At 63.7% G+C, this 13,996-nt stretch carries 19 protein-coding genes; 13 read left to right on the forward strand and 6 right to left on the reverse strand.

Features of this window, described 5'->3' with window-relative positions; all coding sequences use genetic code 11:
• The first annotated feature begins 7 nt into the window (after positions 1-7).
• The 7 genes from rsxC to LT988_RS24100 all read left to right on the forward strand — a co-directional run bounded on the left by rsxC (position 8) and on the right by LT988_RS24100 (position 5,539).
• Positions 8-1,354: an electron transport complex subunit RsxC gene (gene rsxC, locus LT988_RS24070; protein WP_232408040.1), complete on the forward strand. Its 1,347-nt coding sequence runs from the start codon at positions 8-10 to the stop codon at positions 1,352-1,354.
• Entirely contained in the window at positions 1,347-2,396 is a 1,050-nt protein-coding gene (locus LT988_RS24075; RefSeq protein WP_232408041.1) for an RnfABCDGE type electron transport complex subunit D, read from the forward strand. The genes rsxC and LT988_RS24075 overlap by 8 nt, the downstream gene beginning before the upstream one ends.
• Before the next feature lie 3 nt (positions 2,397-2,399).
• Positions 2,400-3,104 (forward strand): FMN-binding protein, encoded by a 705-nt coding sequence (locus tag LT988_RS24080; RefSeq protein ID WP_232408042.1) that lies wholly within the window; start codon positions 2,400-2,402, stop codon positions 3,102-3,104.
• A 33-nt stretch (positions 3,105-3,137) separates the two neighbouring features.
• Positions 3,138-3,800, forward strand: a complete 663-nt coding sequence (rsxE, locus tag LT988_RS24085; RefSeq protein WP_232408043.1) for an electron transport complex subunit RsxE — start codon at positions 3,138-3,140, stop codon at positions 3,798-3,800.
• Positions 3,790-4,380 (forward strand): electron transport complex protein RnfA, encoded by a 591-nt coding sequence (locus LT988_RS24090; RefSeq protein ID WP_232408044.1) that lies wholly within the window; start codon positions 3,790-3,792, stop codon positions 4,378-4,380. The genes rsxE and LT988_RS24090 overlap by 11 nt, the downstream gene beginning before the upstream one ends.
• On the forward strand, positions 4,373-4,540 hold the full coding sequence (locus LT988_RS24095) for a hypothetical protein (protein ID WP_232408045.1): 168 nt from the start codon (positions 4,373-4,375) through the stop codon (positions 4,538-4,540). The genes LT988_RS24090 and LT988_RS24095 overlap by 8 nt, the downstream gene beginning before the upstream one ends.
• A gap of 138 nt (positions 4,541-4,678) precedes the next feature.
• Positions 4,679-5,539 (forward strand): ferredoxin reductase domain-containing protein, encoded by an 861-nt coding sequence (locus LT988_RS24100; RefSeq protein ID WP_232408046.1) that lies wholly within the window; start codon positions 4,679-4,681, stop codon positions 5,537-5,539.
• Positions 5,540-5,604: 65 nt separating this feature from the next.
• On the opposite strand, the gene LT988_RS24105 is transcribed toward LT988_RS24100, so the two are convergent.
• Positions 5,605-6,108, reverse strand: a complete 504-nt coding sequence (locus tag LT988_RS24105) for a YbaN family protein (protein ID WP_232408047.1) — start codon at positions 6,106-6,108, stop codon at positions 5,605-5,607.
• A gap of 247 nt (positions 6,109-6,355) precedes the next feature.
• Complete coding sequence (locus LT988_RS24110; protein WP_232408048.1) at positions 6,356-6,784, reverse strand: hypothetical protein; 429 nt, start codon at positions 6,782-6,784, stop codon at positions 6,356-6,358.
• A 308-nt stretch (positions 6,785-7,092) separates the two neighbouring features.
• On the opposite strand from LT988_RS24110, the gene LT988_RS24115 reads away from it, so the two are divergent.
• Positions 7,093-8,175, forward strand: a complete 1,083-nt coding sequence (locus LT988_RS24115) for an adenylate/guanylate cyclase domain-containing protein (protein ID WP_232408049.1) — start codon at positions 7,093-7,095, stop codon at positions 8,173-8,175.
• Positions 8,176-8,253: 78 nt separating this feature from the next.
• Positions 8,254-8,634: a DUF2784 domain-containing protein gene (locus tag LT988_RS24120; RefSeq protein ID WP_232408050.1), complete on the forward strand. Its 381-nt coding sequence runs from the start codon at positions 8,254-8,256 to the stop codon at positions 8,632-8,634.
• Positions 8,635-8,769: 135 nt separating this feature from the next.
• Here the strand turns inward: LT988_RS24120 and LT988_RS24125 are convergent, their stop codons facing one another.
• The 4 genes from LT988_RS24125 to LT988_RS24140 all read right to left on the reverse strand — a co-directional run bounded on the left by LT988_RS24125 (position 8,770) and on the right by LT988_RS24140 (position 11,339).
• Entirely contained in the window at positions 8,770-9,297 is a 528-nt protein-coding gene (locus LT988_RS24125) for a DoxX family protein (protein WP_232408051.1), read from the reverse strand.
• Positions 9,294-10,082 (reverse strand): HvfC/BufC N-terminal domain-containing protein, encoded by a 789-nt coding sequence (locus tag LT988_RS24130; RefSeq protein ID WP_232408052.1) that lies wholly within the window; start codon positions 10,080-10,082, stop codon positions 9,294-9,296. Before LT988_RS24130 ends, LT988_RS24125 begins: the two co-directional genes overlap by 4 nt.
• Complete coding sequence (gene bufB, locus LT988_RS24135; protein ID WP_232408053.1) at positions 10,082-10,942, reverse strand: MNIO family bufferin maturase; 861 nt, start codon at positions 10,940-10,942, stop codon at positions 10,082-10,084. The genes LT988_RS24130 and bufB overlap by 1 nt, the downstream gene beginning before the upstream one ends.
• A gap of 88 nt (positions 10,943-11,030) precedes the next feature.
• A complete protein-coding gene (locus LT988_RS24140) occupies positions 11,031-11,339 on the reverse strand; it encodes a BufA1 family periplasmic bufferin-type metallophore (protein WP_232408054.1) in 309 nt (102 codons plus the stop codon).
• A gap of 249 nt (positions 11,340-11,588) precedes the next feature.
• On the opposite strand from LT988_RS24140, the gene LT988_RS24145 reads away from it, so the two are divergent.
• The 4 genes from LT988_RS24145 to LT988_RS24160 all read left to right on the forward strand — a co-directional run bounded on the left by LT988_RS24145 (position 11,589) and on the right by LT988_RS24160 (position 13,880).
• Entirely contained in the window at positions 11,589-12,155 is a 567-nt protein-coding gene (locus LT988_RS24145; protein WP_232408055.1) for a sigma-70 family RNA polymerase sigma factor, read from the forward strand.
• A gap of 10 nt (positions 12,156-12,165) precedes the next feature.
• The gene (locus tag LT988_RS24150; protein WP_232408056.1) at positions 12,166-12,801 is read left to right on the forward strand and encodes a DUF1109 domain-containing protein; all 636 of its coding nucleotides are present in this window, start codon (positions 12,166-12,168) and stop codon (positions 12,799-12,801) included.
• 519 nt (positions 12,802-13,320) lie between these two features.
• On the forward strand, positions 13,321-13,653 hold the full coding sequence (locus LT988_RS24155) for a type II toxin-antitoxin system prevent-host-death family antitoxin (RefSeq protein WP_232408057.1): 333 nt from the start codon (positions 13,321-13,323) through the stop codon (positions 13,651-13,653).
• Positions 13,650-13,880 carry a DUF3368 domain-containing protein gene (locus tag LT988_RS24160; RefSeq protein ID WP_232408058.1) on the forward strand — a complete coding sequence of 77 codons (231 nt, stop codon included), beginning with the start codon at positions 13,650-13,652 and terminating at the stop codon, positions 13,878-13,880. The genes LT988_RS24155 and LT988_RS24160 overlap by 4 nt, the downstream gene beginning before the upstream one ends.
• Positions 13,881-13,996 lie beyond the last annotated feature (116 nt).

The raw sequence follows: 13,996 nt of genomic DNA on the forward strand, positions 1-13,996 counted from the left end.
GTCACGCATGGGTCTTTTCAGTCTCTTCCAACGCCATCGCACCTTCGACCACGGCATCTACCCGGTCGAGCACAAGGAGCTGACGGCGGACAAGCCGATCCGGCGGCTCCCCTTTGCGCCCGAGCTGGTCATCCCGCTCGCCCAGCATAAGGGGGCGCCGGCCGTGCCCTTGGTCAAGGTCGGCCAGGAGGTTGTGCGGGGCGAGCCGATCGCCCGCGCCGAGGGCTTCGTGTCGGTCCCCATGCATGCCCCGGCGACCGGGGTGATCCGGGCGATCGCGCTGACACCCACAGCCGACGGACCCAAGACGCAAGCGATCTTCCTCAAGGTCTACGAGGCCGCGAGCCAAGAGGTACTCTATGACCTGGAGCGCGACCTCGACACGATGACGTCCGAGGAGATCGTCGCGGCCGTGCAGGATGCCGGGTTGGTCGGACTCGGCGGCGCGGCCTTCCCGAGCCATGTCAAGCTGAAGCCACCGGCGGGGAAGGTGATCGAGACGGTCGTCGTCAACGGCTGCGAATGCGAGCCCTACCTGACCTGCGACCATCGGATCATGCTCGAGCAGAGCGATGCCTTGATCCGCGGCATCAAGCTCGCGCTCAAGGCGACCGGCGCCAAGCGGGCCATCATCGGTGTCGAGGACAACAAGCTCGACGCGGTCGCGCACCTGCGGGCGGTCTTGCCGAAGGATCTGCCGATCACCGCCGAAGCCGTCGAGACCAAATATCCGCAAGGCGCGGAGAAGATGCTCATCAAGAGCCTCCTGCGAAAAGAGGTTCCGGTCGGCGGCCTGCCGGCGGATATCGGCGTGGCGGTCTACAACGTCGGCACACTCGCCCAAATGGGCGATCTCTTGCCCAGGGGCAGGGGACTGATCGAGCGCGTTGTTACCGTAAGCGGTCCGGCGGTTGCCAACCCGGGCAACTTCATGGTCCCGATCGGTACACCCTTGCGGTTCCTGCTCGAGCAGGTCGGGCTCGCGGCGGACCGGGTCGGCGAGGTCATCCTCGGGGGCCCCATGATGGGCATGGCGGTCGCCTCGCTCGATGTGCCGGTAACGAAGGCCGTCTCGGGCGTCGTGGCACTGGAACGTGAAGACCCTGACCTGGACAGGCGTAAGGTCTATCCCTGTATCAAGTGTGCAGAATGTCTCAAGGCGTGCCCGGTCTCGCTCAATCCATCCATGCTCGGCGAGCTGGCGCTGGCCCGTCAGTACGAGCGCATGGCCGAGGAATTCAACCTGAACCAATGCTTCGAATGCGGTTGCTGCGCCTATGTGTGCCCCTCCAACATCCCGCTGACGCAGTATTTCCGGATCGCCAAATCGATCAATCGAGATCGCAATGCCTAAGCCCATCGAGATCAGAACCTCCCCGCATCTGAAGCGGGCGATCAGCGTCGACCGGATCATGCGCAACGTGGTCTTTGCGCTCTTACCGATCTGTGCCTTCGCGGTCTTTCAATTCGGACTGAGTGCGCTGCTCTTGATCCTCACCACGACAGGCGCGGCGATCGCGACCGAGTGGTTTTTCGCGCGGGCGAGCGGGCAGGGCAATACCGTCTCGGATTGGTCCGTCGTCATCACGGGGATCCTGCTCGCGCTGACCTTGCCCCCGGGCTTTCCGCTCTGGATGGCGGCGGTCGCCGCCTTCGTCGGCGTGGCCTTGGGCAAGGCGCTGTTCGGCGGGCTGGGATACAACGTCATGAATCCGGCCCTGGTCGGGCGCGCCTTTGTGCAGGCGGCCTTCCCGGTCGCGATCACGACCTGGACCCCCGCGTTCGCGCCCGGTCGCTTCACCGAGGTCATCCCCTCGACCTTCACGCTGCCCTTCATGCAGCCGACCCCGGTCAAGGACTGGATCATGGGTCTCCAGCTCGACGCCTGGACCGGTGCCACGCCGCTTGCACTGCAGAAGTTCCAGCAGATCGAGCCGCCGGTCACCGAGGTCTTCACCGGGATGATCGCCGGTTCCGCCGGCGAGACCTCCGCTCTCCTGATCCTGATCTGCGGACTCTGGCTCGCCTTCAAACGCATGCTGGACTGGCGCATCCCCGTCGCCGTAATGGCCGGTGCGGCGCTCACGGCGCTGCCCTTTTGGTTGATGGACAGCAGTGTCTATCCGAGCCCCTGGTTCGTGCTCTTCTCGGGCGGACTCATGCTCGGGGCCTGGTTCATGGCCAGCGACATGGTCGCCTCGCCGGTTACCACCAGCGGCGTCATCCTCTACGGACTCTTCATCGGCATCGTGACGGTCGTGATCCGTCTGTTCGGCGGCCTCGTGGAGGGCGTGATGTACGCGATCCTGCTCGCCAATGCCGCCGGACCCTTGATCTCGAGCTGGACACAGCCGCGGGTCTACGGCGCGATCAAGAAGACGCGGGAGGTCGAGTAGGAGATGAGCATCAAGGTTGAGGTTCAACCCGGGGGTCCGACGGGGCCGGGTGCGCAGATCGCACCCAGCTGGCCGATGCTGCGCACCCTGGCCGGCATCGCGATCCTCTCGGGCCTCCTGGTGGTCCTGGTCTATCAGGCGACCAAGCCGATCATCGCCGAGAACGAGCGAATCCTGACCGAGCAGGCGGTCTTCGAAGTACTGCCGGGCGCCGTTTCGAAGGTCGACTTCGTGCTGACCGATCAAGGTTTGGCGCCGGCGGGCGAGGGTGCGGTCGGCGTGACCGTGTTCGCCGGATTCGGAGCCGACGGACGTCTGCGCGGCATCGCTTTTCCCGGCGCCGCGCGCGGCTATCAAGACGTGATCCAGTTCCTCTTCGGCTACGATCCCGCGTGCGAGTGCATCATCGGCAGCAAGGTCTTGCGATCGACCGAAACACCGGGGCTGGGGGATAAGATCGACTCGGATCCGGCCTTTCTCGAGAACTTCGTGTCGCTCGACGCCAGCCTGAACCCCGAAGGCACGGGCCTGGCCAATCCGATTGTCCTGGTCGCGCACGGCACCAAGACTGACCCCTGGCAGATCGACGGCATCTCGGGTGCAACCATCTCGGGCAAGGCGATGGCTCGGGCGGCAAACGATGCCGCGGAGCGCTTTGTGCCAAATATTCGCCGAGATCTCGCCAAGCTCGCCGCGGCAGCGCCGTGATCAGCACCCTATTCGCGCTAAGAGGGACGACCCATGGCTGAATTGCCCAATCCGCAGGAAACGTTGAGCCTAGATACCTTCCTAAGGGGGCTCTGGCAAGAGAATCCGGTCTTTGCGATGCTGCTCGGCATGTGTCCGGTCCTGGCCGTCACCAACTCGACCATGAACGCGATCGCGATGGGGCTGGCGACGACCTTCGTGCTGGTGTGCTCAAGCCTGCTGATCTCGCTCCTGCGCAACTGGATCCCCAAACAGGTTCGCATCGCCAGCTACATCATCATCATCGCGACCTTCGTCACCATCGTCGACTACGGGATTCAGGCGATCAGTCTGGAACTCTATGCCGCACTCGGCGCCTTCATTCAGCTGATCGTGGTGAACTGCGTCATCCTCGGGCGTGCCGAGGCCTATGCCTCGAAACAGCGCCTGCACACGACCTTGGTCAACAGTCTCGGAATGGGCGCGGGATTCACCATTGCACTGCTCGCACTCGGTACCGTTCGGGAGATCCTCGGCAGCGGAAGCATCCTCGGGATCGCCTTGTTCGGCGAAGGCTTCCAACCCTGGGTGGTGATGATTCTTCCGCCGGGCGGCTTCTTCGTGCTCGGGACTTGGCTGCTGCTCTTCAACTGGCTACGTCAGCGTAAGGAACGCAAGGTCATGGACCAATCCGGAGTCGCCGCCAATGCAGGATGAATCGCTCTATTTCATCTTTTTGAATGCAGCTGTCGTCAACAACTTCGTACTGGCGCTCTTTCTCGGCATTTGTCCCTTCCTGGGTGTCTCGGCGAAGAAAGACACCGCGTGGAACATGGGCCTGGCGGTTATCTTCGTCATGCTGGTCAGCTCGATGAGCGCCTACGGGATCAATTGGCTGCTGACGGAGCTCGATCTGCTCTTCCTGCGGCTTATCTGCTATATCGCGGTGATCGCCTCCGCGGTGCAGTTGGTCGAGATGTTCGTCAAACGCTACAGCCCCGCGCTCTTTCGCTCGCTCGGTATCTTTCTGCCCTTGATCACGACCAACTGCGCCATCCTGGGCCTCGCGCTCTTTCAGACCGCGAAGGAGTACGACTTCGTGCAGAGCCTGGTCTATGCCCTCGGGGCGGGTGGCGGCTTCATGCTGGCCTTGATGCTGATGGCCGGGCTGCGCGAGAAGCTAGAGCTTGCCCGCGTGCCCAGCGTCAGCCAGGGCGCGGCCATGAGCCTCATGCTGGCGGGGCTTCTGTCGCTCGCCTTCATGGGCTTCGCCGGGCTCGGGGGCTCGCATGGTTAAGGTGCTCTCGGCCTCGCTGGTCATCTTTCTGGTGCTCGCGGCTTGGGTCCTGGTGGAGCGCATCTATGCCGCTTTCGCCGCCCGACATCCGGAGCTCGGACCCTTCCGGCGCAACGACGGCGGTTGTTCATGCGGCAGCGGGAGTTGCGAGCGTCGCTAAGCAGCGGCCTTACGAGCGGGACCGGCGCGGAAGAAGGCATGATTTTCAGCTTCGTCGTCGCGCGTGCGGCGCCGACACATTATATCCATCTCGTCTCGGCTCCAATGGGGCCGGCAAGATCAAAGGAGCACCTAAAACATGAGTGAAGCCACGGCCGAATTGGGTCCTACGACTCAGGCATTCATCAAGGATTCCAGGCGAATCACACCGGAGAAATCCGACGAGGTCCGCCATATCACCCTCCAGGTGCCCGATCCCGCTTTTCAGTTCGTCGAGGGCCAAAGCATCGGCGTGATCGTTCCCGGACCGCATCCGTTCGGCAATCCGTACCATCTCCGGCGTTATTCGATTGCAAACGCGCGCAGTCTTCCGGTCGACACCGGGGTTGAGATCGATCTTCTGGTACGCCGCTGCTTCTATATCGACGAGGTCAGCGGAGAGCGCTATCCGGGTATCGCCTCGAACTATCTTTGCGATGCGAAGGCGGGTGCCTCGTTGACGATCAGTGGCCCCTATCTCAGTCCCTTCAAGATGCCGTTGGACAATCGGGCCAACCTACTCATGATCGGGACCGGGACCGGCATTGCGCCGTTTCGGGCCTTTGCACAACTGATCTACGAGCGGCGCGGTGATTGGAAGGGACAGGTTCGGCTTTATTACGGCGGCCGCAGCGGTCTGGATCTCATGTACACCAACGACGAGACCACCGATCTTGCCAACTATTACGACGAGAAGACCTTCAAGGCGTTCCGGGCCCTCGGCACGCGTCCCTTGATGACCTCATCGCAGGCCTTGGAGCACGGTTTAGCCGACAACGCCGACGATGCATTGCACCTCATCAACGAACCCAACACGCACGTCTTCCTGTCGGGACTGGGCAAGATCGCGGTGGTCTTCGACAAGGTGATGGCCGAACGCGTAGGGTCATCCGAAGAGTGGAAAGCGATCAAGGAGAGGATGATCGACGAGGGACGTTGGTCCGAGCTGATCTACGATTGAGGCCGAAGCAAAGGATAGGGGGAAGCCGCCGAGTGAGCCGCGTCACCCACAGGCTCGGACGCAGCTCAGTTCGGCGGATTCCTGCGAGATTTCGAGGGACCGTCTGTGCGTGAGAGCGCATTGAGGTCCAGGCTCACCCGCGCCTGCGTCTGCGGCTTTGGACCTTCCGGGCGCGTTCCGATCCACAGCGCCACCAAACCGAGAATGGCCGCGACGGACAGCGCCAGCACGGGCCCCGGGGTGGCAAGCCCGTACCAAACCGACCAACTGATCGCCATGCTGCCGATGGCGGCGGTCTTGCCGGTCCGACACATCTCGCCGCGCTCGAGAAAAACACGAATCGACGCGCCGAAGCGCGGATGCTCGACCAGGAAACGTACCCGCTTGGGCGAGCTGCGCAGCCACAGCCACGTCGCACAGATCCAGAACACCGTTGTGGGCATCAACGGCAACACCATCCCCAAAAAGCCCAATCCGAAACACAGCCAGCCCAACAGGTTGTAGAGCCGGCGCCGACGCCGACCAACACTTGCCACAAGGGGATCTTGCTCCGGGATATTGCCGTGCATCGGGTGCTCCAGGCTGAGGGTCGACTTCCGAAGGGACACCGAGGTTCGACTGCCGGAATCCGTGATAGATTCACCTGCGGCTCCGCTCCATCCAGAAGGACCTCACAACGGTCCAACTGACTGCGAGGCCAAGAGTATAGCGGCTCCGGCCGGTTACGCACATTGGCGGAAAAGGGAAGAGGCGCGCGCGGGACACGCCCGGCTTTCCGAGGACACCCCACGCGCGTTCAGCCTGGACACGGCAATGTCACGGCGTGGGCGAGACGGAAATTCCACGCGCCGCGAGCCACTGAGTATCCAGCTCCCACTCAACGGATTCGACCTGCGGTTGCGCCAGAATCAGGCCTTGGGCACGCTTCTGGTGATCGATCAAATCCTGCTGAGCGGCGATGACCTGCGGATCATTGTCCGCCTTGTTGGTCAGATTCGGGTGGATGATGGCGAGAAAACGGTACGCGGGCACGTCGAACGAGCGAGGTGTCGAAATCGTTGCGACGCCGTTATCGAACGAGACCACCCGGAAGCGATAGGGGTAGGACGAGACCAGCGGGTCGGCCTCCAGCACCTGATCGAGCTCCCAAACCTGCGGCTTCCAGGCCGAGCTGATCCAAACGGCCAAAGCGCCGATGACGATGATGCCGATAGCGATACTGTAGATGCGGGTAAAGCGATCCATTCCGAGGAAGTCTCCTGAGATCGGTGCATGGTGTGAACCGGGGACGGGTCGCGACATCCCCGAAAAACACCAGATTGCTCCGTTCGGAACAATTCTCCCATGAAAAAAGTCAATCACTTCCGACGAATTGTGATGCCGCGCGAGGTCAATGCGCCGATGGGACGCGCCGAACCTGCGCGGACAATTAGGATCCCGGGGCAAGGACTGGTGCGCGACGGATCGAACCGATTGCGGCGGGCTTTTTTTGTCCCACCTTCGTTCAACCTGTGCCATTCTTGGTGACAGGGATCTAGAAGCAGTCTCGTCCAATGCAGCACAGAGACAGACAGTCGTTGGTTGCGCGCATCTCCAGCCTGGCGCAACAGGTCTACGACACCGAAGCGCCGAACCGACAAGACGAGGCGATGATCGAGCGGCTCAATCCGCTGCTCGACGCCTTCTTGCTCGAATCTCAGCCGATCGAAGCGGTCGAGGCGACCATCCTGATCGCCGATATTCGCGGGTTCACGTCGCTGACCGAATCCCAACCCCCTGAAACCATCATCAGACTTCTCAATCGATACTTCGCCCGGATGGTGGAGCTGGTCCACCGGCACGGCGGCGTCGTGGACAAGTTCATGGGCGATGCAGTGATGGCGCTCTTCGGCGCGCCGTTTCGCCGTGATGATCACCTCAAACGCGCGCTGTCCTGTGCGGTCGAAATGCAGCAGGCGATGCTCGATCTCAACCGCGAGAGCCAACTGATCGGAGAGCCCAATATCTATGCCGGAATCGCCGTGAACAGCGGCAGCGTCATGGCGGGCAGCTTCGGCTCACGGGCCTACAACGAGTACACCGTGATCGGAGACACCGTGAACCTCACCGCGCGGATGGAGGGCTACAGCCTGCGCGGGCAGGTGCTGCTCAGCGATGCCAGTTACGCATCCGCACGCGACTACATCGACATCGGCAGCGCCAACTCGCTCTTCGTGAAGGGCAAGGCCCGCGAGATCACCCTCTACGAGCTGCTCGCTGTCGATGGCCCGCAGCGACTGGTGGTCCCGCAGGTCGAGATCCGCCGCTCGCCGCGAGTCCTGGTGGACTTCCCGGTCGCCTTCCGTCGGGTCGAGTCCAAGTGCATCCTGGCGCAACGCTTCATGGGCAAGGCAAACGATCTCGGCTATTACGGGATGAACGCCGACCTACCCCTGATTCTTCCGCCCTATTCGGAGGTGATCCTCACCTTCGTCCCCGAATTCGGTGCCGACCCGGCAACCGAGGTCTATGCGCGGGTCCTGCGAACCCAGCCGAGCGACGGCCTCCACCGCACCAACCTCGAGTTCACGACGATCGACACACCCGGACATCGGCTGGTGAAACGCTATGTCGACCAGCTCCTTTGGAGACGTTGATCGACCGGAGACATTTGTCGACCGCTACGCCGAGATCGAGGCCCTCCATCCCGTAGCCCTGAAGCCGGTCGAGGTCTCATGAACCCGAGCCTCGTGGCAGACGGCCTCGTCCTCCTGCACGCCCTCTTCATCGCCTTCGTCGCGCTTGGCGGACTCTTGACGTTGCGCTGGCCGGTGATGGCCTACCTGCACCTACCGTGTCTCCTCTGGGGTATCGCCATCGAGCTCGGCGGCTTCATCTGTCCGCTCACGCCGCTTGAGATCCAATGGCGGCTTACAGCAGGGGAGGGCGGTTACAGCGGCGGCTTCATCGACCACTACATCATGCCTCTGATCTACCCGCCGGGACTGACCCGCGGGACCCAAATCCTGCTCGGTCTCGCCCTCTTGGTCGGCAACGGACTCCTCTACGCCCACCTGTGGCGCACGCGCGGTCGCCGCAGCAGACGACTTGGGTAGTGGGTTGCCGCAGCGAGAAGGCGATCCGTGCGATGCTCCAACTTCCCCTCACCACTCAACTCGACAAGATGCAACAGAGCCTGTCGCGTCATCAGTGCACTCCAGGCCCATCGCGCACACCTGCCGCCAAGCCCGTCATGTTCGTTGGCGACCGATCAGCTGATCCAGAGAGATGCGCCCTGGCCCGCGCGCCATAAGGTACAGCAGGACGGCGGCCCAGACCCCATGGGTCGCATAGGCGCCGGGATAGACCAAGAACTGGATCACCGCGGTCATGATCAGCAGGCCCAGGGCCGCAAAGCGCGTGCCCAAGCCCAGCAGCAGCAAAACCGGCAGCACGTGCTCGCCGAGGGCCGCGAGCACGGCGCCCAGCTCCGGGGATAGCAGGGGCAGGTCATACTCATACTGAAACAGCGCCACCGCGGAGTCCGAGAGTCGCGGCCAACCGAGCTGGACGCTACCCTCGACGAGATCGACGGCGAAGCCCTCGATTTTGGTCTGGCCCGACTTCCAAAACACGGCGGCAATGGAAAAGCGTCCGAGCAATGCGATCAGGTCGTCCGGAATGCGGGCCATGGCCCGGTTGCCGGCCGTGATCAGCGAGGCCGGGGCGAGACGAGAGGTGCCGCGTTGGGTCGGCTCGGCGGTGAGCGTCGTGTTCATGTTGTCGGTTCTCCTGAGGGTTGCCAGGCAGCGATGCCGCCATGATGGATGAGCAGTGCCAGGGCCCGGGCCAGGTCGAAATCCGCAGCCGTCGCCGCGGCGACCTCGGCGGCCTCGCTCAGCGGTGCGCCCGCCGCAAGCGCTGCAAAAAAGTGGTCGATTCCCGGCGACAGCGGCCATATCAGCACCTCGTCGCCGTCGCGCAGCACCAACGCCGACTCCGATCGGCAAAGGTCCACGTCCTCGATCCGTCCTTGGCCCTGATGCGCCGCCCACAAGGAGACGACGGCGTGCTCGGAGACAAGTAGGGTGCAAGCCGGATGCAGCGCCAGACGGGCCGCTGGCAGCCGTTGCGGATCGGCGAGATGATGGGCCAGGTCCTGGACCGTCAGAGCGCGGACGTCGGCGGCGTGGTAGGCCTTCACGCGTGCCCGTTCCAGCCGCGCCAAGTCCGACAGGTAGGGAAGTCCATGGGCGGGCGGGAAGGCTGCGATAAAGTCCGGCAACGCATCGCCGTAGTCGGTCAGGATCGGCGAGCAGGGTAAGTACTCGGAAGCGAAGCAACGTGCCATGGCCGCGAAGAAGGTCTCGCCCACCAGCGCGCGGGTGACCGGAAACCCGTCCGACAGTGCCTCTGTCAGGGACACCACGACGTTGTTGCGGTAAACGTCGAAACGCACCGACGGATTTGAGCCATTCCAGGTGATCAACCCCGGCGGCAGGGATTGCTCCGGGGCCAGCAAAGCGTCGGCAAATCCCGCTTGGATCGGGTCGTGCGTGATCATCACGCGGCCTCCGGCCAAGCGGCAGTGCCGACCAATGCCGACCGGGCACGCTCCGCCTCCGCGACCAAGATCGCCAGCGGCGGGATCGCCTGGTCGCGCTCGATCAGGGTAGGCCGCGGACCGAGATGCCGCAACGTGCGGCGGTAGAGGTCCCAGACCGCTTCGGCCACCGGCGCGCCGTGGGTATCGATGAGGAGTCGATCGCCGGCGCCATCGCAGTCCTCGGCGAAACCGGCCAGGTGGAACTCGCCGACGGCCGCGACCGGGAGCGCAGCGATCAGATCCCAAGGGTCGCGGCCGTGGTTCACCGCGCTGATGTAGGCATTGTTCACGTCCAGCAGTAGGCCGCAGCCGGTCCGCGCCGCCACCTCGGCCAGGAAGCGGCCCTCGTCCATGGTCGACGCGGCGAACTCGACATAGGTGCTGGGGTTCTCCAGCAGCAGAGGTCGGCCGAGGCGTTCCTGCACCGCGTCGATATGGTCGCAAACGCGCGCCAGGGTTTCGGTGTTGTAGGGCAGCGGCAGCAGGTCGTTATAGAATGCGCCGCCGTGGCTGGACCAGGCGAGATGTTCCGAGAACCAGACCGGTTCAAAGCGTTGCAGGAGGGTGGCCAGCCGATCGAGATGTCCCCGGTCGAGGGGCGCCGCGCCGCCGATGGATAATCCCACGCCGTGGATGGACAGAGGGAAATGTTCGCGGACCTCAGTCAGCTGTCGCAGCGCGGGTCCGCCGGCAACCATGTAGTTCTCGGCATGCACTTCGAAGAAGTCCAATGTCGGTTTGAGATCGATGACCTCCGGGACATGCCGGGTCTTGAGGCCGATGCCGACGGCGGCAGCCGGGGGAGCGATGGTCGTCACGGTCGTTCCTCGTTGAATCGCATGAGGTGAGCGATCGGGCCGGCGCCCGGACCTCGCGAGGTCGGCGCCGGCCCCCTGGCGGCTGGGCCTACATTGCCTTGAAGGCCGCGAGCTGGCCTTGTCCAGTCGGGGACGTCGGAGAGGCCGTCTTCTCGCAGGTGCCGGCAGGGACGTACTTCCAAGCGTTGCCCTGATAGTCCACCTTCGAGGTTCCGGCGCAACTGGTGCCGGGGCCGGCGGCGCAGTCGTTCTTGCCCTTGAGCGCGATGCCGTAACACTTTTCCTTGGCGGCCCCTTCGCCGGCGACGGCGGTGTTGCCGAGGGTCAGCGCGGTCCCCAAGGCCAGGGCGAGTGCAGCGGCGGTGGTGGTGGTCTGGATGGCACGGGATTGAGTCATGATGATTGCTCCGAAATGTAGTGCAGCGGGAGGTTGATGTGAGAACCGGACGACCAGCTCGATGGCGGAACCCATTCGGATCGAATGGGCTGGGCCTGCTGACCTTGACATTGCGTCCTCGATGATCCAGTCGCCCGGGCACCGCTTTCGGTTACAGCCGAGGGGTAATCTTTTTCGCCGGGCCGATTTCCGGCGCGCTGTAACCTTTAATGCCCGAGCAGCGACTGGATCGATAGCGATGGCGATGCGATGACCACACACACTCCGCCCATGGATGATTTCGAGACCAAGCTGCGTCCACTGTGGGTCCGAGCGCAGGCCGGAGACGAAGCCGCCTATCGAGAGGCCCTGAGCTGCCTAGCCGATCGCCTACGGGGCTTCTTGAGGCGACGCATGCAGTCGCTGCCGGATGAACTGGAGGACTTGGTGCAGGAGACGCTGCTCGCGATCCATCTGCAACGCGGCAGTTATGACGCGGCCGTCCCGGTCAGCCGCTGGGCGCTCGCCATCGCACGCCACAAGCTCATCGACCTGTGGCGACGCCGCGGTCGCCGCGAGGCCTTGCACGAACCCTTCGATGAACTGGCGGAGCGCGACCAGCCCGCGGTGCATGAGGAGCCGACGGCGCAGCGCGACCTGACGACGTTGCTGGCCGAGTTGCCGCAGGCGCAGCAACACGCGATTTCCCTGATCAAACTGGAAGGGTTGTCCATCGCGGAGGCGTCGCAACGCACCGGCATCTCCGCCTCGGCCCTGAAGGTACAGGTCCACCGAGGCCTCAAACGGCTTGCTGAACTGGTGCGCCGGACAGGGTGAGGAAGACAGTATGAAGACCAACGAATTGATCGACCTCCTGGCCACCGGCGCTGGTCCGGCCCCGCGCTGGGTCGAGGCGCGCCGGTTGCTGCCGATGATGGCGCTCGGCGTCGTCGCGAGCGCGGCAGGCGCATTGGCAATCTTCGGCCCGATCCCGGCTGAACTCTTCGCGACCCCGGCCCCCTGGATCAAGTTTGCCTACGCCGGCGGCTTGGCGGCGGCGACGGCCTGGCTCGCCGCGCGGCTGGGTCGGCCGGTGCCGCGCACCCGTGCGCCGCTGAGTGCCCTGCTGCTGGTGTTGACGGCCATGGGTCTGCTTGCTTTGGGGGCCTTACTGGTCACCCCGGCGGGAGAGCGCCTGGCGTTCGTCCTTGGCCATTCCTGGTCGCGCTGCCCCGTCAACGTGCTCGCCCTGTCGTTGCCGGCACTGGCCGGTGCGCTCTGGGCCTTGCGCGGGTTGGCGCCCACACGACCGAGGGCCGCCGGCCTGGCGGCTGGCCTGCTGGCCGGCGCTCTCGGCGCACTCGGCTACAGCCTATCCTGCACCGAGCTGTCGCCGGCCTTCGTCGCCATCTGGTATAGCCTCGGTATCGGTCTGACAGGCACCCTTGGTGCCGTCCTCGGACCCTGGGCGCTGCGTTGGTAGCCGTCGAACGTGCATAAGGCCGGCCTCCGGCCAGACGGCGAAGCGCACAACGCTATCGCGGTCGATAACATAGGTGGCCGGGACCGGCAGCACCTCGCGTTCGGAACCGTTGTACGCCGACAACTGGACGAGCCCAACAGATACCGGTCGAGAAAGACCTGGTAGTACCGGGCGGACTATGTCGGCTTCGATTGGGACGGTGCCAACCATCGGGCGATCAACGATTGCCAGGCAACGCGGGCAGTTTGGCGGTATCTGCGCGACCTGACGGGGCGGTCCAGGGTTGATGCGATGCTCCGAGCGGATTAACGCGGCTTATCCGAATCTTAGATCCGGACTCGAGGTCTGCCGGCGTCGGATGCAATTGGCGGACGCCGACACGGTTTGATGTTTGACGGCCCTGCTGGGACAGATCGCGGCCGAGGCCGGCTATCGTCTTTGCCTGCACCTTGCCGTGGAATCGTCGTAGCGTTGGATAATTGTGCTACGCTTTCTATGCACTTTCTTGAGGAATCCAACATGGAAAATCTGGAGGTATTCACGGCCCGCGATCTGCGTCAGCGTTCCGGTGAACTCTTCTCAGACGCGGAACGAGGCCAACTCTCGCTCATCACAAAGAACGGCCGTCCCGCGATGGTTGCCGTTCCGTTCGATCGGCGGCTACTCGAGAGCGGCGTACACCGCGCGCTGGCCCTCAACCTGTTCGAGACGGGACAACTGTCCCTTGCTCAAGCCGCGAAGGTTGCCGGCCTGTCCCAAGAGGCCTTCATGGAAGTCCTGGTGGAAGTCGGCATCCCAGCGGTCGACTATCCGCCGCAAGAGCTTGAGGGAGAGTTGGATGCGGCCCGATGAGCCGGATTGTCATCGCCTGCCGCTTCCTGCTCATCGACGAACGCCGTGGCCGCGCCATTGCCCGCCACCGAGGCATTCCGGTGGTTGGAACCGCAGGCTTGTTGCTGAACGTCAAACGCAAGGAGCGGATTGAGGCCGTCACACCGGAGTTGGAGCGTCTCACTCAGAACGGCTATCGCTTGGCGCCGGCGCTGGCCGAAGAAATCCGTCGCCTGGCCGGGGAGTAACCATCGGGAACGACCGCACGACTGTGCCGGAACGACTTTACATAATATACATTATGCGAAATAAGCCAAACCCGGCTCAGGGGTTCCGGCGCCGCCAGGACCGACCGATCTCACCT

Origin of the sequence: Thiocapsa bogorovii (assembly GCF_021228795.1) — a bacterium.
Classification (GTDB): Bacteria; Pseudomonadota; Gammaproteobacteria; order Chromatiales; family Chromatiaceae; genus Thiocapsa; species Thiocapsa bogorovii.

Coding starts and splice junctions, on each gene's coding strand:
- LT988_RS24100 (WP_232408046.1), top strand. CDS start 4,679: ATGAGTGAAGCCACGGCCGAATTGGGTCCTACGACTCAGGCATTCATC.
- LT988_RS24160 (WP_232408058.1), top strand. CDS start 13,650: ATGAGCCGGATTGTCATCGCCTGCCGCTTCCTGCTCATCGACGAACGC.
- LT988_RS24155 (WP_232408057.1), top strand. CDS start 13,321: ATGGAAAATCTGGAGGTATTCACGGCCCGCGATCTGCGTCAGCGTTCC.
- rsxC (WP_232408040.1), top strand. CDS start 8: ATGGGTCTTTTCAGTCTCTTCCAACGCCATCGCACCTTCGACCACGGC.
- LT988_RS24145 (WP_232408055.1), top strand. CDS start 11,589: ATGACCACACACACTCCGCCCATGGATGATTTCGAGACCAAGCTGCGT.
- LT988_RS24140 (WP_232408054.1), bottom strand. CDS start 11,339: ATGACTCAATCCCGTGCCATCCAGACCACCACCACCGCCGCTGCACTC.
- LT988_RS24110 (WP_232408048.1), bottom strand. CDS start 6,784: ATGGATCGCTTTACCCGCATCTACAGTATCGCTATCGGCATCATCGTC.
- LT988_RS24115 (WP_232408049.1), top strand. CDS start 7,093: ATGCAGCACAGAGACAGACAGTCGTTGGTTGCGCGCATCTCCAGCCTG.
- LT988_RS24120 (WP_232408050.1), top strand. CDS start 8,254: ATGAACCCGAGCCTCGTGGCAGACGGCCTCGTCCTCCTGCACGCCCTC.
- rsxE (WP_232408043.1), top strand. CDS start 3,138: ATGGCTGAATTGCCCAATCCGCAGGAAACGTTGAGCCTAGATACCTTC.
- LT988_RS24090 (WP_232408044.1), top strand. CDS start 3,790: ATGCAGGATGAATCGCTCTATTTCATCTTTTTGAATGCAGCTGTCGTC.
- LT988_RS24075 (WP_232408041.1), top strand. CDS start 1,347: ATGCCTAAGCCCATCGAGATCAGAACCTCCCCGCATCTGAAGCGGGCG.
- LT988_RS24080 (WP_232408042.1), top strand. CDS start 2,400: ATGAGCATCAAGGTTGAGGTTCAACCCGGGGGTCCGACGGGGCCGGGT.
- LT988_RS24125 (WP_232408051.1), bottom strand. CDS start 9,297: ATGAACACGACGCTCACCGCCGAGCCGACCCAACGCGGCACCTCTCGT.
- LT988_RS24150 (WP_232408056.1), top strand. CDS start 12,166: ATGAAGACCAACGAATTGATCGACCTCCTGGCCACCGGCGCTGGTCCG.
- LT988_RS24095 (WP_232408045.1), top strand. CDS start 4,373: ATGGTTAAGGTGCTCTCGGCCTCGCTGGTCATCTTTCTGGTGCTCGCG.
- LT988_RS24130 (WP_232408052.1), bottom strand. CDS start 10,082: ATGATCACGCACGACCCGATCCAAGCGGGATTTGCCGACGCTTTGCTG.
- LT988_RS24105 (WP_232408047.1), bottom strand. CDS start 6,108: ATGCACGGCAATATCCCGGAGCAAGATCCCCTTGTGGCAAGTGTTGGT.